Source organism: Kluyvera sp. 1366 (assembly GCF_054823405.1).
Genome location: NZ_JBTRDW010000015.1, coordinates 1 through 17,014, shown reverse-complemented (window position 1 = coordinate 17,014; position 17,014 = coordinate 1). Strand labels below are relative to the sequence as shown.

Genomic DNA, 17,014 nt, shown 5'->3' with positions numbered 1-17,014 from the left:
TTTTGATGCACATAGTCATTGGCCAAAAATATTAACACGTACAGATTAGTCCGCCTGTTCGTTTTTTCAGTGCGCAGTTGTCACGGAGGCACCGAACGAGGTGAGCGTCTTTTCGTGATGGCCGTGCTGCCAGAAATGACGTGTTCAGGCTTCACAGTCGTTAACCAGGATTCGCCTGACGCGGTACTCTGCTGTCAGCCATTGGCCGCAGACGGCGCGATGACATCTCTACCGCTCAGTTAGCGAAACTTTCAGGAGGCGAAGCAGACAGTGAAGCTCTATGAGAACGTGGTCATTGGTAATTTCCTGTATGGGCTGGGCGTCTCTGTCGGTGCGCAGCTTCGTGGAGATGTACTGCCGGCATCCGTCAACCTTCTTCAGCAGACGCCGGAAGACAAGGCGCTGGGTGACGTGCTGCTTTCCTTCCCCGGCACGCTGCGGCTGATTGAGTTCAAAAGCGCGGCTAACCGGTCAGATAAAGAGGCGGCCCGCTTCCGAAAGCTCTCTCACGCGCTAAAAATTGATGAAAGCCTGACGCCACTTTCTCACCGGATCCACTGGTATGTCGAAACCAGCCCTGACGTTCAGTCGGGCGTAAAAACCTACTTTTCGAGTTATCTCAGCGCACTCTCTCAGCCTGCCCGACAGGCTGAGCCTATGAACCTCGAGCGTTTTATTGCACAGACAACGCGCAATATTTTTTCGCCTCATACGGATGCAGAAGACCCGATGGCCATCAGTAACTACCTGAAACTGGTCAGGTGGTGCCAGGGGGTGGATGAAGAGAGCAGCGCGGGGGCGCTTATCGTCGTGTGTGACGGCCGCGGCAATCTGCACTATGCCGGGCTGAAAAACATAATGGAGCTGTCGATGACGCATGAGAAATGGCTCGAATACAGACTCAATATGGAACGCGGCAAAGAGCTGGAGAGGGAAAAATCAATGGATTACGACAGAGGAATGGATCTGAGCCTGTGAAAAACACGAACACGAACACGAACACAATCAGCGAACACGACATACGCCTGTTCTTTGACGCCGCAGACAGGCTGCTTCAGGCCGCAAAGCAGCAGGGAAAAACGGCCGAGCGGGCAACCTCAGGGCTGCTTCAGTCCGCCGCCACCCATGAACGACAGATGAGGGCGGTCAGGGATGATGTCATCGGTGCCGTCACGTCCATGGCCGGCTCAACGGCTCAGGAGTCAGCACGGCTTCTGGCAGACCATTTCCGCGAAGCCGATCGGGCCGCTGATGCGGCGGCTGACCGCTATGAGCGGGCCAGCCGGTCGCTTGGCTGGCGAAGTTGGCTCTGGTTTCTGGCTGCACAGGGGGTGCTGTGTACCGTGGCCATCGTGCTTATCCTGACGCTTGTTCCCCCGCTGGATGAGATACAGGCGCGACGCTCAACGCTCGCACAGCTGCAGGAGCAGACGGAAGGCTTACCACTGTCCTGGACAAACTGCACCACCGCTGACGGTAAAGACATGCGGTGTTTCCGCACGGACGATAAGGCAGGAAATTTTACGTCTGAAGATGGCAGTACCTGGCACGTTCCATGGCGTAAACAGTAGCCGCTGCGGGTTTTCAGGGATAAACGCGCCGGATACCGGTCAGAAAATGCAGACAGGTCGGACAAAATTGGTCAGATTCAACCGTGCAGGACACCTCCGGTAAAGGCGGTCATTAAAAATTTTCATCTATAAGCCCATGAAAAAAGTGCATTAATGGCCGCTAAGCGACTTTTTTGCATGTGCAGCTTCAGTATAATTACGCCACACATAGTCAAAAATTATCAAAAAAAGAATACTTTCCCGGGGCCTGTTTCTGGCCCGGATAAAATAAGGATATTGATTTGAAATTGATCCGACTTGAAATCAGGAAGCTGTTTGGCTTGCTCGATTACAGCATTCCGCTTGATGAGAACGAGATAACCATGCTCACCGGTCCGAATGGATACGGTAAGACCATGATCCTCAATATTCTCCACAGTATCCTGGCCAATCACCTGAACGTGCTCTGTACCCTGAAATTTGAACAAATCACGCTTTACCATCAGAAAGGGACTATCTTCATCACCGGCGATGAATCTGGCTGCCTGACCCTTTTATCCGAGGGCGCTTCGGGCTCAGAACCTGTGGCTGAAACATTGACGCTGAAAGAAGATAAGCATCAGGTTCACTCCTGGACCCAGATTGTTTTTGTTGGTGAAGATAAGAATGCACCTAACAGAAAACCTGAATATGCCCGTCTGAAATCAGATGTGCTCGGCACGCTTTTCCCTGCAGGATTCATCTCGTTTATACGCGCCGACCGGCTGGAAAAAGCAACCGATGGCTCAACGGTGATTGACCGCTGCGCCGATCAACTGCGAAATCTCATGGGTGCCGCCGAAGATGAGTCTGCTTCGCTCAGCCAGAAGCTCGACGCCACTTTCCCGATCCGGCTGTTTCAGCGTCTGCAGAAGCAAAAAAGTCTGTACTACACGAATATCCAGCAGCGACTTATCGGTATCCAGGGTAAACGCCGCGATTATATGCAGTTCGGATTGATCCAGACGCAGGAGGAATTGCTTCCGGATGAAGGGGACGCCATGGAAGGTAGCCGTGAATACCTGAACGTGCTGGATCTGTATATCAACGATGCGATGGAGAAGCTGTCGCCGTTTGAAACGCTGCACCAGAAAATTGATTTATTTGAATCGATCCTGCGGGAAAAAGTCCTGGCCTTTAAACATGTTCATATCAGCCGGGAACAGGGATTCAGCTTTATCAGTGAGAACGGCGACCCAGTCGGGCGCAACATGCTTTCCTCGGGCGAGCAGAATCAGATAGTGCTGCTATTCTGCCTGATCTTTAACCTGCGCACGCATAAGGTCATCCTGATAGATGAACCTGAGATTTCCCTGCACGTGGCGTGGCAGCAGACGTTCCTGGACTCACTGAAGAAAATTCAGAAGATTAACGGCTACGAGAAGGTGATCATTGCCACGCACTCCCCGGCCGTGATCAGTAAAAACTGGCCGCTGACGTTCGATCTGTACGATATTGCCCATCGCGACAGAGCCGCGCCTGAAGCCGCAGGAGAACCGGAATGAGTTCGCTTCGCGACGCCATCGGTGAAGAGGACTGGATGAGCACCATGCTAATGGCCATGCGTAACGGGATGAACCGTGACCGGATCCTGGTCGTTGTTGAAGGCATTACCGACATCAGCTTTTTTAACTCGCATCGCCTCGATGACCGGATCCTCTATGACTCACCGGAGAGTGGCAAAAGTGAGGTAATACGTGCAGTCAGCACGCTGAGAAGCGCAGGTAATGATGCGGTTTATGGCGTATGTGACGCAGATTTCGACAGGCTGAGCGACGTCAGCCATGAAGGCATCTATTTCACGGACGCACACGATCTGGAGATGATGCTGGTTGAGGGCGGCGTAGTGGACAAATTTATTATGCACTTTGCGCAGCGCCGTCTGACAAACGGAGCGCTCGCTGTCCCTTTCTGTCAAAATATCAAGCAGAGTGTCCTGCTGGCAAGCTACCGGCTGGGCCTGCTGAAGTGGTTCAACTACCTGAATCGTTCAGGTCTGAACTTCAAAGGGATGCGGTATCAGGACTTTATATCCGTTAACGGAACCGATGTCGCTGTTGATGAAATAGCCTACATCAGTCACGTCATAGCCAGAAGCCGCGGAAGACAGACGCCGCTGGGCTGTGCGGATTTGCTGAATGAAATGCGCAGGCTGGATCTGACGACGCCTGACTGTTACACCATCTGCAACGGGCACGATTTTGTTTACCTGCTCAAAATGCTTTTTGACACGCCGCTGTCTGTAAAAAACAGCATGCGGCTCGATGAAATCGACAGCTACATGCGCATGAGCTATGACCGTCAGATTTTCAGCGCCACCCAACTGCACTCCTCACTGACCAGCCTGCTGATACGGCACTAAGCTCCTGAACGCCGCAGCGTTGCGGCGTTCAGCTGCCCGCATCATGCCCGGAGGGTAACAGGAGCGCCCGGGCTTCCCCGGCGTCCATGGAGAACCGCACGCCGAGCTGGCGGGTCACGTCCAGCGCGAACACCCGCGTGTACCACTCCGTGGACTTCGCGTCCTTGTGGCCCATCAGCGTCTGGATCACCTTCTGCGGCACCTGATGCTGCACCAGGTGCATCGCAAACGAGTCCCGAAACGTCTTCGGCGTCACCGGCCGGATGGAGAAGGTGACGCCGTCACGCGCCGCCGCCGCGACCGCCTGCGAAATCCAGCTACGCGCCGTGTCCTCGCTTCTGATGTCCCACAGCCGGCTGCCCGCGGGGAGCTGCGCCGTCGCAAACCATTCTCTTAACCGCTGCACGAACCCCGGATCGGTGAGCGGCACCGCGCGCGGCGGGTTGTCGCGGATGGCGGCCCCGGTCTCGCGCTCCGCCTGCTGCTCCTCCTTCGTCGGCCGGCCGCGCCGGCGGCTGCGGTTGCGGGCGGCCTCTTCCAGCCCGCGCTGCTTGAGGGTGCGCAGCACCACGAACGGCGAGGCGAGCGGGGCGCCGGTGGCAGGGTCGTCAAGCACGAAGTCCTCCCGGGTCAGGGGAAGAATTTCGTTGAGCCGCCCGCCGGTGTTCCACAGCGCGTCGATGAACAGGCGTTTGCGGAGATCGGTCACCTTTGCCAGCAGCACGGCCACCTCGGGCGCCAGCAGGTAGCGGGGCATGTCGGTGCCGTAGGCGGCGGCCAGGTTGCGCAGCGCCACGGCGCTTTCGTAGTCAAAGTAGCGCGCGGCGCCCGTTTCGGTCACATTTTGTACTGTGACGCCGCTGCGTGAAATCTGCGTCAGTTCGCGGGGTAAAGTGCCCAAACTTTTAATCTCCGTTGTCTGGCGGTGTGGAACGTATTTTCCCCTGTCTGTCCAGCGAAAACCACGGGAATAAATCGATCCGGGAAGGATCCGTTCCGGATCGGTTTTCCGGCTTTTCTTCCGTATACGGAGAATAACCTGGACGGCGCGAATTAAACAGCGGGGTGCCCGCGCGCGTTTAAGGCCATGGTCTCTGCGTAACCCGCTGATGCAAAAGGAAAGAGTGGAAAAAAGGCGGAGCGGGGGGCATACCAGGCACTCCAGGCTGAATGCCTGGACAAGATAAGCATTACAGAGAGAAGGGCATCGGTGGCCTGCATAAAAGTGTGACGGGAATTACCCCAGCAGTTTCTTAAGAATTCATACAGCGAGGATGCGGCTGTTATTGCGGCTATTTTCGCCTGCGGCAGACGCCGGCAGCACCGGAACAATTCAAATAACAATTGATCGATAATTTCCCCGTCTCTGTAATATTACCTCAAAACGGAAATTCGTTTGTTGCACGCCAGCCCTTGAGGAGTCATCCTCACGGCCAAATTTCTTCATAGATAAGGGCAAATCATGTTGTAAAGGGAGCGCATTGCGGTCATGCGACCGCGCTTTCTGGAAATAGCAGAAAGCGGAAAGGGCACTCCGCCCAGACAAACAGTTATAAAATAACTATACATTTCGGGTTAATAATCAGGTAAGCGTCCTATTAAAGCCGATACACAGATAATCGTCAGGAAGAGAATCGTTCTACGTCGTTAGTTCCCTGAGGGCGGTGAAACAATTGCGGCGAGCCTAAATAAAGCAAAGGCTGGGGCGGTAAGTTTTAAACTGAATCCTGAAATGCACATAGTTCCAAAATGTAATGGACGTAGGCTGACAATTTATAATCATCAATATGACTGATTTTGACACGGATTTTCCAAACAGCACGCTAAAGATGTTTGATGTGCGGCGCATAAATCCCTTGAAGGTAGAGATGCACCCTTTCCAACAGGGCGCCCATGGTTTTGGCATCGTGCTGTAAAAAATATTACTGCTAAAAACTGGCTGACGACGTTCAGTTATTGGTAAGCGAATTGGGTACAGCCAGCGCCATTAAAGCGTTTACTGCAAGCCACCACTGCTACTGGACGTTATTAAATCCACTCTATCTCTTAGCACAACATGATAAAATTTTTTTAGTACGAAATAATGCATAACAAGGGAACTTGTTGAGATAAACCTCCACTCATTATATGAACATCATGTTCTATAAAAGGAGGAATTAAATGGGTGGACTAATCGGAATGGGGACAAATTTAATTGCAGGCACTGCATTTGAAGCTCAAATGGCAGCAGTTCGCGTTCAGATGCAGCAAGACACTGTAAATGCGGCAAAACGGGATGCAGAAAATGCAAAAATCCAAAAAGCGGCTGAGAGTCAATCTAAAGCCGCATCGGCAGCAACCCATATTAAAATCAACTACCAGTAATGTCAGGATAATCAAAAAAATGAAACTTTCTAAACTTCCTAAATTTAAAGCACCTAAAGCACCTAAAGCACCTAAAGCACCTAAAGCACCTAAAGCAAAGACAATTATGAAGGGATTGGAAGCAGCAACAAATGGCGTGACAATTTACCAATTCATTGAAGATAAATTTAAAAAAGAACCCAAGCCCAAAGAGGAGTCTCAAGAACAAAAAGCCCTTAACTTTTAAATAAATAAACATGGGGCTTCGGCCTCATGTTTTCATAGGAGAAATAAAATGATTACGAGTAATAACTTTAACAATGGTCTTATTCCAGCAAGCAATCATTCTTATTTGAAAAATGAGAACTCAGGTGAGTTAATTTCAACCGCTGACAGTCAATGGTTTCAAAGACATTTAATCGATAACGAGATTACACAGGAAGTGGACTTCATCTCTGAACATACAGCACTACACTCTAAAATACCTATTGAATTTGATAAGGCTAGGAAAGCGCCCACGCCTGAAAATTTTAGCAACCTTAATACACTGTTAAGCGAGCAAATTCTAAATAATATGATGATATCAAAGGTAACTGGTAAGCTCGTTCATGCAGTAGAAAGATTGACAAATATGCAATGATTACTAATTCCATTCGAATTATTTTATTGTGTTTTTTCTCTTTGATAATGACTGGCTGTAGCGATAATGAATTGCTATACAGCGCGTTATCAGAAAAAGATTATAATGATATGTCTTATGTACTCTCAAAAAACAATATAGAAACGAGTAAAGACGTTGATAAAACAGGAGTGCTACTTTACGTAAGAAAAACAGATTCAGAAAATGCCATAAAAATTTTACGAGACAATAATTTACCCAGGAAGAATAAAGATAGCTTGGGTGGAATATTCAAAAAAGACGGTCTTCTTTCTAGTCCAATAGAAGAAAAAGCCAGATATGTCTACGCATTATCTCAGGAAGTAGAATCAACACTTGAAAAAATTGATGGGGTAATTATTGCTAAAGTACATGTGGTCTTACCTGAGCGAATATTTCCAGGAGAGCCTGCCATACCAGCATCCGCATCTGTATTTATCAAGCATAACAGAACATTAGATCCTGATTTGGTCGAGGAGGGTATAAGAAAAATCATATCAACGAGTATACCCGGCCTGTCAATTAAAAATAAGGAAAGGATTTCGGTGGTTTTTTCTAAAGGAAATGAATATGAGCTATTAAATATAAACAAAACGACTAAAAAAAACCGAATTTTTATTCCATTGGATATATTAATAATTGCACTTTTAATTTTAATCTTCTTTTTCGTAATCATATCCAGGCGTGGTGGCATAGGACATTTAATAAAAAATAAAAAGGGAAGTGGCAATGAATGATAACATTATATGGATAAGAGACAGGCTCATTCCCAACTTTCACAGTAGTTGGTTTCCGAGAGGAGTTAAACCTGAAAAAAAATTCATGAAATTTTATGCATTTTCATTGATAAGATATTTCAACATAAACGCAATCATAAATATTGAAGGGCATGCATTTATAAATAAGTTATCTGATATTTCGGATAAACACAGGGACTATTTTTTAAGTTTAATAGGTTTTATTATTTATGCCGAAGATGAAAATCCCGGAAGTTTACAAAGTCATGATCTCATATGGTGCAGAAGAATATCAAGAGCCATTCAACACACGATTACAATTGATAAAAGAGAAGAGGGGATAAGTAATAAAACGCACGCGCTCAGATTCGTATCTGTTAATTCAGAAATGATGTGGTTAATAATTCGTTATTTTTTTGTTAAAGATGAGGTTGTTTCTTCCGAGAAAGCATTTTCACAAAAAAATATGAATGCGTTGAAATCAATAAACTCATCTATTGTTATTCAATCAGCGCTTTGGAAAACGATACATAAGGAAATTGAAATTGTGGTTGAGAAAAGTTGAAGTAGGATCCGGAAAGATCATTGCTCACAATGGTAAGATAAAAATTTCAACGCTCAATTATTTAAAAGAAATGGAGAGAATATCCAATGAGATGATGCAGGAAACCATAAATAAAATATCTAAAATGGAGTCTGAATATTTCAAGAAGGAAGAAATGCATTTAACATCCCTTAAAGAGGAGCATGATGAGATTTTCTTAAGAAAGATGGAGGTTTTTTTTTTAGAGTGGCATGAACAAAAAAAATCCTGGGAAGATACCCTGCTAAAAAATGCAAGTGAAATCGTAAGCTTAACCTTGAAGGAGATTTTAAGTCATATACCCAAAGAGATTAAAATTGAAACAATGCTGAGGATGTTAATAAAAAAACCCATTGAGAGTGAGTCGACAATAATTTGTTCGAGCGAAATGAGAGAGCTTGTTTTAAATTCCCTCTCAAAACACATGCATTTACCTTTCAAGTTGGAAGGTATTGATGGCATGACTCAGGATTTGATTATTATCAGGAATAAATTTTACGATCTAAATTTATCTTGGGATAGCGTTATTTCTCATTACTCAAGCAAATAAAAATATCTTATCAAAGCTAAAATAACAGAGAGATCTTTAATGGATACAAGTAATAACTTAAAAAGCATTTTACACAATAATATGATTGAAAAACACAATAACCTAATGAACTTCGCAAGAAAAAGTTTTAATGGTAATGTTTCGCCTTCAGATATTTATGCGTTTACGTTTGGGCAACTTCAGGAGTCAAATGCAATACATTTAAACACCTCATACACGCAAAACAGGCATCAAACTTTAAAATACATTCTTGACGCAATCAATTAATGAGACTCAAGTGAAATATCATGGCGAATCCAAAAAAATTCATTATCAATATTCTCTCAGTGATACTACTTTTATTTTCAGGTACGATATTAGCTGCTACGCCGGCTGAATGGAAAAAAGGGGCGTATTCATACCATGCAGATAATACTAAGCTCAGTGTGCTACTGGAGCATTTTGCACAAAGTCATGGAGTCAAAGCAAAATTCCAAAACATCCCAGAAACCCTAGTCTCGACTGTTATACGTTCCAGTAGTGCTGAGGCTTTTATGCAGCGTATTGCACTCGAATACAGTCTTCAATGGTTTGTTTATAATGATACTTTGTATGTAAGTTCTCTGGAGTCACAAGCGTCAAAACGTTTTTCAGACGTTAAAGGACGAATTCCATCGCTCAAACAGGCATTAATTGGTGTGAAGTTATTTGAGCCACGTTTTGGATGGGGTGAGTTAAAAAAACCTGAAGAACTTTTAGTTACGGGCCCACAGGAATACATTAACTTAATATCAAGTTTTGTTACCTCCCAAAAAAATAAACCTACTAAAAGTAAAAAAACAATTATGTACTTCCCCCTAAAATATGCAGATTCAGAAGACAGAGTTATAAATTATCGTGATCAGAAAATTGTAGTCTCAGGGGTTTCAGGTTTACTAAAGGAATTATTAAATAAAAATGGCGGAGGTGGGGGGGCCAAAGCCAGTAAAACTGAACCTATGAATGAACTTTTAGATGATGAGACTAGCAATCTGGCAGAATACATTACTGGGGATGTGGTGGGAATTTATGGGAAATTAGCCGGGGATAGTAGCGTACAAATATCATCTGATGCGAGAACTAACTCAATATTAATCAGCGGGGACAGTAATCATAAAGAGGAATATCAAAACCTCATATCCAAATTAGATGTTCCCCAAAAATTAATCGACATCCAGGCATTGATTGTAGACATTGATCATCAAGAACTACGTGAAATGGAATCAAAATGGAAGGCATTTTTTAAAAACGATGTCCTTCAACTGGGGGCTTCATTCGGTGGAAGGTCAATGTTTCTCGGAAACCACAGTCAACTCTTAGCTCACATAAAATCTCTGGAAACGAAAGGAGCTGCCACTTTAATTGCCAGTCCAAGCGTTGTTACTTTAGAAAACCACCCTGCTATCGTTGATTTTCAAGATGTTGGTTTTATTCATTCAATTTCAGAAAATAGTTCAACGTCATCACCATTGACTGCAGGCACAACCTTACGTGTCACACCACGGTCAGTTGAAAAAAACGATGAATTTACAATCCAACTTATTTTAGATATTTCAGATGGCAGTCTGAAGCATGGCTCATCTGATCAACTTAAAGGAATGGATGATAGCGTAATTAGTACACAAGCTATTGTTTATGAAGGTTCCAGTTTAGTACTAGGGGGAATAGGTAAAAATGAAACTAAATTACAAAAAAGTAAGGTGCCTCTTTTAGGTGACTTGCCGATTGTTGGCTCATTATTTTCAAGTAATAATAAAAACCGTTCTCAGCGTGAAAGGTTGTTTATTATCACCCCGCGTATTCTCGGAGACCAACTAGATCCTCAGAAGTATCTCTCTAATCATTTGTCATCATCTTCTAATTATTCGGCATATGAATTTGCAATGAAAGAAAAAATGAAAAATAAAATAGAAAATATTTTCTCTGATCTCTCTAAAAATAAAATACCTTTAACTATGGTCCCGGGTGGCGATGCGCTTTCACTTCGGACGCTATGTGAAATCCCTAAGCCGTTTCTTGACCGTGGTCAAAAACAACAGTGGTATAGCAGCCGAGAGTTTCAGGTGACGGTAGGAACGGTTACCAACGAGACATCATCGAGCAAATCTTTAAATAGTTTACAATGCTCTCATGAGCGTGTTCTGGCCACCGCAATCTGGCCAAAGTCAACACTGAATTCTGGAGAATCCGCAGAAATATTTGTTGTGTATACATCAGATGAAGCGGATACGCGCTCAAGAAAATCGTTACTTAAATAAGCATTATAACTTTTCTAAACATAATTGGTTTATTTATGAAAAAAATAATTATTTGTGTTGCTTTTTTTTTATCAGGCTGCCAAAGCAGTGATAATAAAGAGTGCATTAAATTTTCATGCTTTTCTGAAAAAAATGAGCGTGAATTAGTCATACTGTGGTCTCCTTCAATCACTGATGCGTCGTTCAATATCGCATGAATATATTAAAGGCATAATTAATGATTGTTGATTCATTGAAAATGTTCGTGGCCAAAGCAAGTGATTCTATTCCATGTAAATTAGCCATTACACGAGGTGTCATTTATTCCTTTTCAAAAAATAAATATTACTTTCTGGCTGTATCAATTGATAAGGGTGAATGGAACAGGGAAATAATCCTCAATATATTGGAGCGGAGAAATAAAGATCCAAATTACTATAGTGGTTTTTTTATTTCAACTAACTTTGAGGGGTGCCTTTCTGTTTATACTCTTATTCAAAAGAAACCCCTTAATAAGGAATGCATCTTGTGCTTAATTAAAAAGCTCTCATCATTGCTCAGTTTTGAATTAGGTGACTCTAAACTTTACTACCCTCTGGGTAAATTGAGTGGTGATTATTAATTAATTTATATTTTAAACAATGAGTACTCTCTCATTAAACAATCAGGATACATGTTATGAAACTGACCTCCTCTCTCCCACCGCGCCTTTCCGATAATAATCGTCACATTCATGCTGCCACTAGTCAGCCTCCGGCTCTCGTGCCCCAGGAAGCAGAAAATGTGCATTCCCGCCACGGGCGGTCAGCCTCTGACGGTCTGGCGCCGCCGCCAGACCCGGACGCAGTACATGACCCCGCACAAAGTGAAAAATACTATCTCAGCGCGTGGCGTAATAGTTTGCCACGTGGCGAGGCGCTCGCCTGGCTGCGCAATGCGCCTGAATCTCAACAGGCAGACTATAAAAAACGCCTTGACCAGGTGGCCAGCAGCGAGGCAGAGCTGGCCTCAGCCACCCAGAGGGCGCTCGCGGAACAGCCCGCAGCAGCAGAGCTGATACAGAAGCTGCGCCTGCTGCACCTGCCCGGCCAGCCCGGAGACATTCACCTTACTGCTACCCTGACTGAGAAGGCCGGTTCCCAGTCCACCTCTGTCACTTTCACACATACGCTGGATGAGGCATGGCAGGCCGGCGTGCTTGATAAAATGCTGGCCTCAGCTGACCTTAAGGTTGACATCCGTTCTCAGCGACGCCTGCTGAAAGGCGAAGCGCTGGCAAACTTTCGCACCGGGCTGCGCGGCATCAGCACACCGCCAGAGGTGGCAACGCTGAATCAGGACCAACGCATCCGGCAGGCGTTTCGCGATCTGACCGTGAGTCGCTTTGAGCTCAGTACGCTGGAAGCAGATATGAAAGGCGAGCTGAGAAGCAACGATAACATCCGAGGCCTGGACATTGTCAGAAAATTCCGCAACGGTGACGTCGGCGTGACCGCTGGAACGCTGACGTACAACGCACTTGACGCCAGCGGCAACGCCATCAGTACCCCGATCTCCGGCTGGCTGGTCCTGCGGGACAGTGATGACAACTACGTACTGTACGACGCCGACGCCAGCGGACGCAGCCATCACTTCAGCAGCGAGCAGGCAATGACGCAGTTCGTCAGTGAAAAAGCCCTGCATCAGACCGTCAGCACTGGGCGGCTGGAGAAAGCCGTTATGGCGGAGGGGGCGAAAGCCCCCCTCATCTGGTCCAGCCGCGATGCGTCGCTGAGTTTCATGCCGGAAGAGAACGCCACTTTTGACGGGGTCATGTCCGCTTTAGCCGACCGCCTGCAGGAACGGAATACCGCTATCCTAGGATACGACGCGAGCAGCCGGGACGCCGCTGTTCGCGTTATCAACCTGCACGGAAACTGGGAACGCGCCAGAGACCAGTACGGCATGCCCTCCCTGCTTGAGTATACGCGGACGTGGATGCAAAATCGGGATGAGTACGGAAAATTTCTTCAGGAAAGAGGGGTGATCGGGAACGCCAGAGACTTTGACCCGGATGCGTTTGTTATCCGTCCGCCCAGCGGAAAAAATATCGGGACACTCACTGAATTCGCGGCATATCTGCGCCGCAGGGAGTCGGGCAGCGCAGATTTCGCCACCAATATGGAGATTCTGCCAACCGCCGTAACCGACGATAACTACGTCAGCGCGCTGACCCGGACGGAAAAAACCACTTTTGCCGACACGCTGAGCCGAGCTGTCAACACCCCGAGCGGGGCAAAACCGGCAACCGCGGATGAACGCTACATTGCCACCCTGACACAGGAGAGCCGGCAGGCGCTGCACACCGCCATGCAGATGTACGTCAGGCTGAATCAGCCGGAGGTGAAAAACGGGATCGACCAAGCCCTGAAAGCAGGCTACCCCGGCACCGATTATCAGCAGGTGCTGAGTAAAAAAAACGACCTCACACTGCCCGAAAGCCGCAAGCTGCGCAACGCGTGGAACATGCTGGAGGTGTCGAAAATGCAGCTTGCGCTGAAGATGGCGCAGAACAGCAGCGCGCAGTCTGCAGAAGGAACCCTGCCTGCCGGTGACGCACAGCGTATTGAACGCCTGCTCGCGGGCTTTCCGGCGAGCGCAACATCCGATTATGACTTTATGGCGCCGCTGACCGTAGGCAATGTCCGCGTGCCGGGAATGGTGATGTTTACGCTCAATGACAGCCAGCCAGCAAGGACCGGGGCAGAGTTCCCTCCACGGCAGTATGTTTACACCCCTGAGGCCATCAACGGCAGGCATGTGTTCGCAGCTGGCGATTTTGATGCACTGATATCGCAATCGCAGGCGGCGCGGGATACCGTGGCTCAAAAGGTCGCCCTCGCCGATACGAACAAGCTGGACGCGTCATTTGAGGCTATGTTGAGAGGCAGCTCACCTCAGGGTGCCCGGGCGGGTTATGCCGTAGTCGATAACTATGACCTGTACAGCGAGATGGTAGAAACAAGAATTGCCGACGCTGATGAGGAGACGATCAGCCGCTGGGAAATGATAAGAGAAGTGGCGGCGGACGCGGTAGATGGCCTGGTACTGTCACTGGCCATGGCGTCGGGGCCTGCAGCCGTGATCGTGGGTGCGGGTCTGGGGGTGGTCTCACTGATTAATGACGGGTATGAGGCGGTGAATGAGGGGGCCACGGGAGATCGTGGCGGCGCACTGGTGACAGGGGCGCTGGGCTTACTCAACGTGGTCGACATCACCGGCGGCGTCAAAGCCATCGGAAGTGGACTGCGCTATGCAGGTAAAAAGATCCCAAGAGTTCTGAAAGGGGTGGCTGGCGGTGCAAAGGGCAGACTGGACCGTCTGGGGCTGAAAGCGTTTGGTAACATGGCAGATGCTGCGGGTTCTGCTGGTGCTGCAGAAAGGCACAGCAGCGCGTTTGAGACGGGATGGCTTAAGAGAGACTGGGCGGTGAATGTTGACCTTAGCAGTGCCCAGAGAGCCACACCGCCGGGCAATGCGACAGGGGACTTTTATGCGCTGAACGACAGGATGTACATCCGTGAGAGGGGCTACGCGGGCGAAACGCCGATGGTGTATGAAGTCAGGGCAGAAAACGGCGGCGCTGTGCGGGTGGTCAATCCAGCTCATCCGGACGTACCTGCAGACAAAGTCAGGTGGAATGGCAACAAATGGGTCAAGGACAGCTTGGGTCTAAGAGGGGGGGAGAGCGATGCGGAAATGCAGAATAGACTGCAAAATATGAAAAGCGATTTTAAAAAGGCGGCAGATAAGGTGGATGCCTGTGATACAAAGGCTCAAGAAGTATTAAAAGTTATGCAGAAGGACAAAGCATTATGGGATAGCCTCAAAGATAAAGTAGAAGTGAGGGTAATTAAGTTGAAAGATGATGCTCCCCCGAATAGCAAAATTGTCCTTCATCCACAAGGTGAAGACGAACCTAGGTGGTTGGGACATTATCATGTATATATCACAGTTATGTTGGATAACGAACGGATGGTAATTGATCCTTACATTGGCGGACCGCTTTCATGTGCAAATATCCCTGAAGAAGAGTTCATCAAACTTCACTGGAGTGAAGATACGCTTAAAGCTAAAGAATATGAGATAAAAAACTTAGCCCCTTACACCGAAACTTATAAGGGCGGCAATCCAGATGATAAACAGGATGAAGTTACGTATGATCTGGATGAGTTTATGAATAACCCAGCCATCTATGAACTTGATTATTACCCTTCTCATGAGTTTTATTACAGTACTAAATAGATGGATGCAAAAGGCTGACATAAATCTATTTCCTGATGGCATTCTCACATCCTTGAGATGCCATTATGTAGTGGCATAGTGAATTTGGCCACCTGAATAGAGGTGATATCATCACCTCATAGTCAAAACAGGTGACATTATGACCGGACGTAACAGACGCAATTTTAGCCCCGAGTTTCGCCTCGAAGCTGCCCAGCTTGTACTCGATCAGCATTACACCGTTGCCGCCGCTGCTACGGCAATGAACGTCGGCAAATCCACAATGGACAAATGGGTTCGACAACTGAAAGAAGAGCGAGCGGGAAAATCACCCACTGCTTCACCCATGACACCTGAGCAGATTGAAATACGCGAGCTAAAGAAAAGACTTCAACGCGTTGAAATGGAAAGGGATATATTAAAAAAGGCTACCGCGCTCTTGATGTCAGACTCCCTGAACAATTCTCATTAGTTGAGAAACTCAGGGCGCGGTTTCCTGTTGCCGTTGTGTGCAACGTGTTTGGGGTTCATCGCAGCAGTTATAAATACTGGCGGCAGCCCAGGAAGCCTGACGCCACGAGAGTGGCATTACTGAGCCTTGTGCGTGAAGTTTATCGCGAAAGTAACGGCTCAGCAGGAGCGCGAAGCATTGCCGCGATGGTCACCACCAAAGGTATAAAACTGAGCCGCTGGCGGGCAACAAAGCTAATGAAAGCGCTCAATATTATCAGCTGTCAGCAACCTGGCCATCGTTATAAGAAGGCGTCTAAGGAGCACATTGAGATCCCTAATTATCTGGATCGCCAGTTTGCTGTTACCGAGCCTAATCAGGCCTGGTGCGGTGATGTGACTTATATCTGGACGGGAAAACGCTGGGCTTATCTGGCTGTTGTACTCGATTTGTTTTCCCGTAAACCGGTTGGCTGGGCGATGTCATTTTTCCCGGATTCTGCACTGACAGCTAAAGCGCTGTCCATGGCCTGGGAAGCGCGAGGAAAGCCGGCTAATTTACTGTATCACTCGGACCAAGGCAGCCACTATACCAGCAGGAATTTCAGGCAGTTACTGTGGAGATATCAGATAAAGCAAAGCCTGAGTCGCCGGGGAAATTGCTGGGATAACAGCCCAATGGAACGATTCTTCAGAAGCCTGAAAACAGAGTGGGTACCGGATAATGGCTACGCGAATTTTAGCGAAGCCAGCACGGCAATAACGAATTACATCACAGGATATTACAGCCAGCTCAGACCTCATCAATATAATGGTGGTTTGACGCCGAATGAATCAGAACGATTGTTCTGGAAAAACTCTAAAGCTGTGGCCAGTTTTTGTTGACCGCTACATTATATCTTTTAATTTTTATGTGTTGCAGCACTCATTAAAAACACATCTTTTAAACAACATAATTATTGCTCTTCTTTTTTTGCACTCTTGGGTACTCGATAGAGTCACCTTTATTTTTGTTGAAGACGTATTCAATCAAAAGCTGACTCCACAAAAACGTGATAAATGAATGCTTACTCCAGAATATTGAGGTGACGAGTCAGTGATTCATCTTGTTACAGAGTTTTATTATTTCAACTATCAGGATACATATTATGAAGCTACCTCCCCTCCCTCCGTCGCGCGTCCCGGATAAAAAAAGTGAGATGAATATTTCCACTCTTCCTCTCG

Annotated in this window: 17 protein-coding genes; 15 read left to right on the top strand and 2 right to left on the bottom strand. The window is 47.1% G+C overall.

Annotated elements, in window-relative coordinates:
• Positions 1 to 270: 270 nt before the first annotated feature.
• From ACVLVH_RS23065 to ACVLVH_RS23050, 4 genes are all read left to right on the top strand, one after another.
• The gene (locus tag ACVLVH_RS23065; protein ID WP_498950206.1) at positions 271 to 978 is read left to right on the top strand and encodes a hypothetical protein; all 708 of its coding nucleotides are present in this window, start codon (positions 271 to 273) and stop codon (positions 976 to 978) included.
• Positions 975 to 1,571, top strand: coding sequence for a hypothetical protein (locus ACVLVH_RS23060; protein ID WP_498950204.1), 597 nt, complete (start codon positions 975 to 977; stop codon positions 1,569 to 1,571). The genes ACVLVH_RS23065 and ACVLVH_RS23060 overlap by 4 nt, the downstream gene beginning before the upstream one ends.
• Positions 1,572 to 1,852: 281 nt before the next feature.
• On the top strand, positions 1,853 to 3,094 hold the full coding sequence (locus ACVLVH_RS23055) for an AAA family ATPase (RefSeq protein ID WP_498950203.1): 1,242 nt from the start codon (positions 1,853 to 1,855) through the stop codon (positions 3,092 to 3,094).
• Entirely contained in the window at positions 3,091 to 3,951 is an 861-nt protein-coding gene (locus ACVLVH_RS23050; protein WP_498950201.1) for a DUF4435 domain-containing protein, read from the top strand. The genes ACVLVH_RS23055 and ACVLVH_RS23050 overlap by 4 nt, the downstream gene beginning before the upstream one ends.
• 28 nt (positions 3,952 to 3,979) lie before the next feature.
• Here the strand turns inward: ACVLVH_RS23050 and ACVLVH_RS23045 are convergent, their stop codons facing one another.
• Complete coding sequence (locus tag ACVLVH_RS23045; RefSeq protein WP_498950199.1) at positions 3,980 to 4,852, bottom strand: tyrosine-type recombinase/integrase; 873 nt, start codon at positions 4,850 to 4,852, stop codon at positions 3,980 to 3,982.
• Positions 4,853 to 6,111: 1,259 nt separating this feature from the next.
• On the opposite strand from ACVLVH_RS23045, the gene ACVLVH_RS23040 reads away from it, so the two are divergent.
• Genes ACVLVH_RS23040 through sctC form a run of 8 tightly spaced genes read left to right on the top strand, consistent with a single transcriptional unit; the run spans position 6,112 to position 11,098 of the window.
• Positions 6,112 to 6,315 carry a hypothetical protein gene (locus ACVLVH_RS23040; protein WP_498950198.1) on the top strand — a complete coding sequence of 68 codons (204 nt, stop codon included), beginning with the start codon at positions 6,112 to 6,114 and terminating at the stop codon, positions 6,313 to 6,315.
• A 19-nt stretch (positions 6,316 to 6,334) separates the two neighbouring features.
• Positions 6,335 to 6,541 carry a hypothetical protein gene (locus ACVLVH_RS23035; RefSeq protein WP_498950197.1) on the top strand — a complete coding sequence of 69 codons (207 nt, stop codon included), beginning with the start codon at positions 6,335 to 6,337 and terminating at the stop codon, positions 6,539 to 6,541.
• A 48-nt stretch (positions 6,542 to 6,589) separates the two neighbouring features.
• Positions 6,590 to 6,934, top strand: a complete 345-nt coding sequence (locus ACVLVH_RS23030) for a hypothetical protein (protein ID WP_498950195.1) — start codon at positions 6,590 to 6,592, stop codon at positions 6,932 to 6,934.
• Complete coding sequence (gene sctJ, locus ACVLVH_RS23025; protein ID WP_498950193.1) at positions 6,931 to 7,689, top strand: type III secretion system inner membrane ring lipoprotein SctJ; 759 nt, start codon at positions 6,931 to 6,933, stop codon at positions 7,687 to 7,689. The genes ACVLVH_RS23030 and sctJ overlap by 4 nt, the downstream gene beginning before the upstream one ends.
• Positions 7,682 to 8,254: a hypothetical protein gene (locus tag ACVLVH_RS23020; RefSeq protein WP_498950191.1), complete on the top strand. Its 573-nt coding sequence runs from the start codon at positions 7,682 to 7,684 to the stop codon at positions 8,252 to 8,254. The genes sctJ and ACVLVH_RS23020 overlap by 8 nt, the downstream gene beginning before the upstream one ends.
• A complete protein-coding gene (locus ACVLVH_RS23015; RefSeq protein ID WP_498950189.1) occupies positions 8,235 to 8,822 on the top strand; it encodes an HrpE/YscL family type III secretion apparatus protein in 588 nt (195 codons plus the stop codon). Before ACVLVH_RS23020 ends, ACVLVH_RS23015 begins: the two co-directional genes overlap by 20 nt.
• A 39-nt stretch (positions 8,823 to 8,861) precedes the next feature.
• Positions 8,862 to 9,089: a hypothetical protein gene (locus ACVLVH_RS23010; protein WP_498950187.1), complete on the top strand. Its 228-nt coding sequence runs from the start codon at positions 8,862 to 8,864 to the stop codon at positions 9,087 to 9,089.
• A gap of 20 nt (positions 9,090 to 9,109) precedes the next feature.
• A complete protein-coding gene (gene sctC / locus ACVLVH_RS23005) occupies positions 9,110 to 11,098 on the top strand; it encodes a type III secretion system outer membrane ring subunit SctC (RefSeq protein WP_498950186.1) in 1,989 nt (662 codons plus the stop codon).
• Here the strand turns inward: sctC and ACVLVH_RS23000 are convergent.
• Positions 11,091 to 11,249: a hypothetical protein gene (locus tag ACVLVH_RS23000; protein WP_498950184.1), complete on the bottom strand. Its 159-nt coding sequence runs from the start codon at positions 11,247 to 11,249 to the stop codon at positions 11,091 to 11,093. The two genes, sctC and ACVLVH_RS23000, sit on opposite strands and share 8 nt — an antisense overlap.
• Before the next feature lie 66 nt (positions 11,250 to 11,315).
• On the opposite strand from ACVLVH_RS23000, the gene ACVLVH_RS22995 reads away from it, so the two are divergent.
• From ACVLVH_RS22995 to ACVLVH_RS22985, 3 genes are all read left to right on the top strand, one after another.
• Positions 11,316 to 11,699 (top strand): hypothetical protein, encoded by a 384-nt coding sequence (locus ACVLVH_RS22995; protein WP_498950182.1) that lies wholly within the window; start codon positions 11,316 to 11,318, stop codon positions 11,697 to 11,699.
• A gap of 56 nt (positions 11,700 to 11,755) precedes the next feature.
• Positions 11,756 to 15,361 carry a hypothetical protein gene (locus ACVLVH_RS22990; RefSeq protein WP_498950181.1) on the top strand — a complete coding sequence of 1,202 codons (3,606 nt, stop codon included), beginning with the start codon at positions 11,756 to 11,758 and terminating at the stop codon, positions 15,359 to 15,361.
• Positions 15,362 to 15,500: 139 nt separating this feature from the next.
• Positions 15,501 to 16,675 (top strand): IS3 family transposase gene (locus tag ACVLVH_RS22985; RefSeq protein WP_494583092.1). Its coding sequence is split into 2 segments (ribosomal slippage): positions 15,501 to 15,759 and positions 15,759 to 16,675, totalling 1,176 coding nucleotides; the frame shifts between segments, so codons are not numbered across the junction.
• Positions 16,676 to 17,014: the final 339 nt, after the last annotated feature.

Excerpts from the sequence above, each read along its gene's own strand:
- ACVLVH_RS23020 (WP_498950191.1), top strand. The coding sequence starts at position 7,682 with ATGAATGATAACATTATATGGATAAGAGACAGGCTCATTCCCAACTTT.
- ACVLVH_RS23040 (WP_498950198.1), top strand. The coding sequence starts at position 6,112 with ATGGGTGGACTAATCGGAATGGGGACAAATTTAATTGCAGGCACTGCA.
- sctC (WP_498950186.1), top strand. The coding sequence starts at position 9,110 with ATGGCGAATCCAAAAAAATTCATTATCAATATTCTCTCAGTGATACTA.
- ACVLVH_RS23035 (WP_498950197.1), top strand. The coding sequence starts at position 6,335 with ATGAAACTTTCTAAACTTCCTAAATTTAAAGCACCTAAAGCACCTAAA.
- sctJ (WP_498950193.1), top strand. The coding sequence starts at position 6,931 with ATGATTACTAATTCCATTCGAATTATTTTATTGTGTTTTTTCTCTTTG.
- ACVLVH_RS23030 (WP_498950195.1), top strand. The coding sequence starts at position 6,590 with ATGATTACGAGTAATAACTTTAACAATGGTCTTATTCCAGCAAGCAAT.
- ACVLVH_RS23050 (WP_498950201.1), top strand. The coding sequence starts at position 3,091 with ATGAGTTCGCTTCGCGACGCCATCGGTGAAGAGGACTGGATGAGCACC.
- ACVLVH_RS23000 (WP_498950184.1), bottom strand. The coding sequence starts at position 11,249 with ATGACTAATTCACGCTCATTTTTTTCAGAAAAGCATGAAAATTTAATG.
- ACVLVH_RS23010 (WP_498950187.1), top strand. The coding sequence starts at position 8,862 with ATGGATACAAGTAATAACTTAAAAAGCATTTTACACAATAATATGATT.
- ACVLVH_RS22995 (WP_498950182.1), top strand. The coding sequence starts at position 11,316 with ATGATTGTTGATTCATTGAAAATGTTCGTGGCCAAAGCAAGTGATTCT.
- ACVLVH_RS22990 (WP_498950181.1), top strand. The coding sequence starts at position 11,756 with ATGAAACTGACCTCCTCTCTCCCACCGCGCCTTTCCGATAATAATCGT.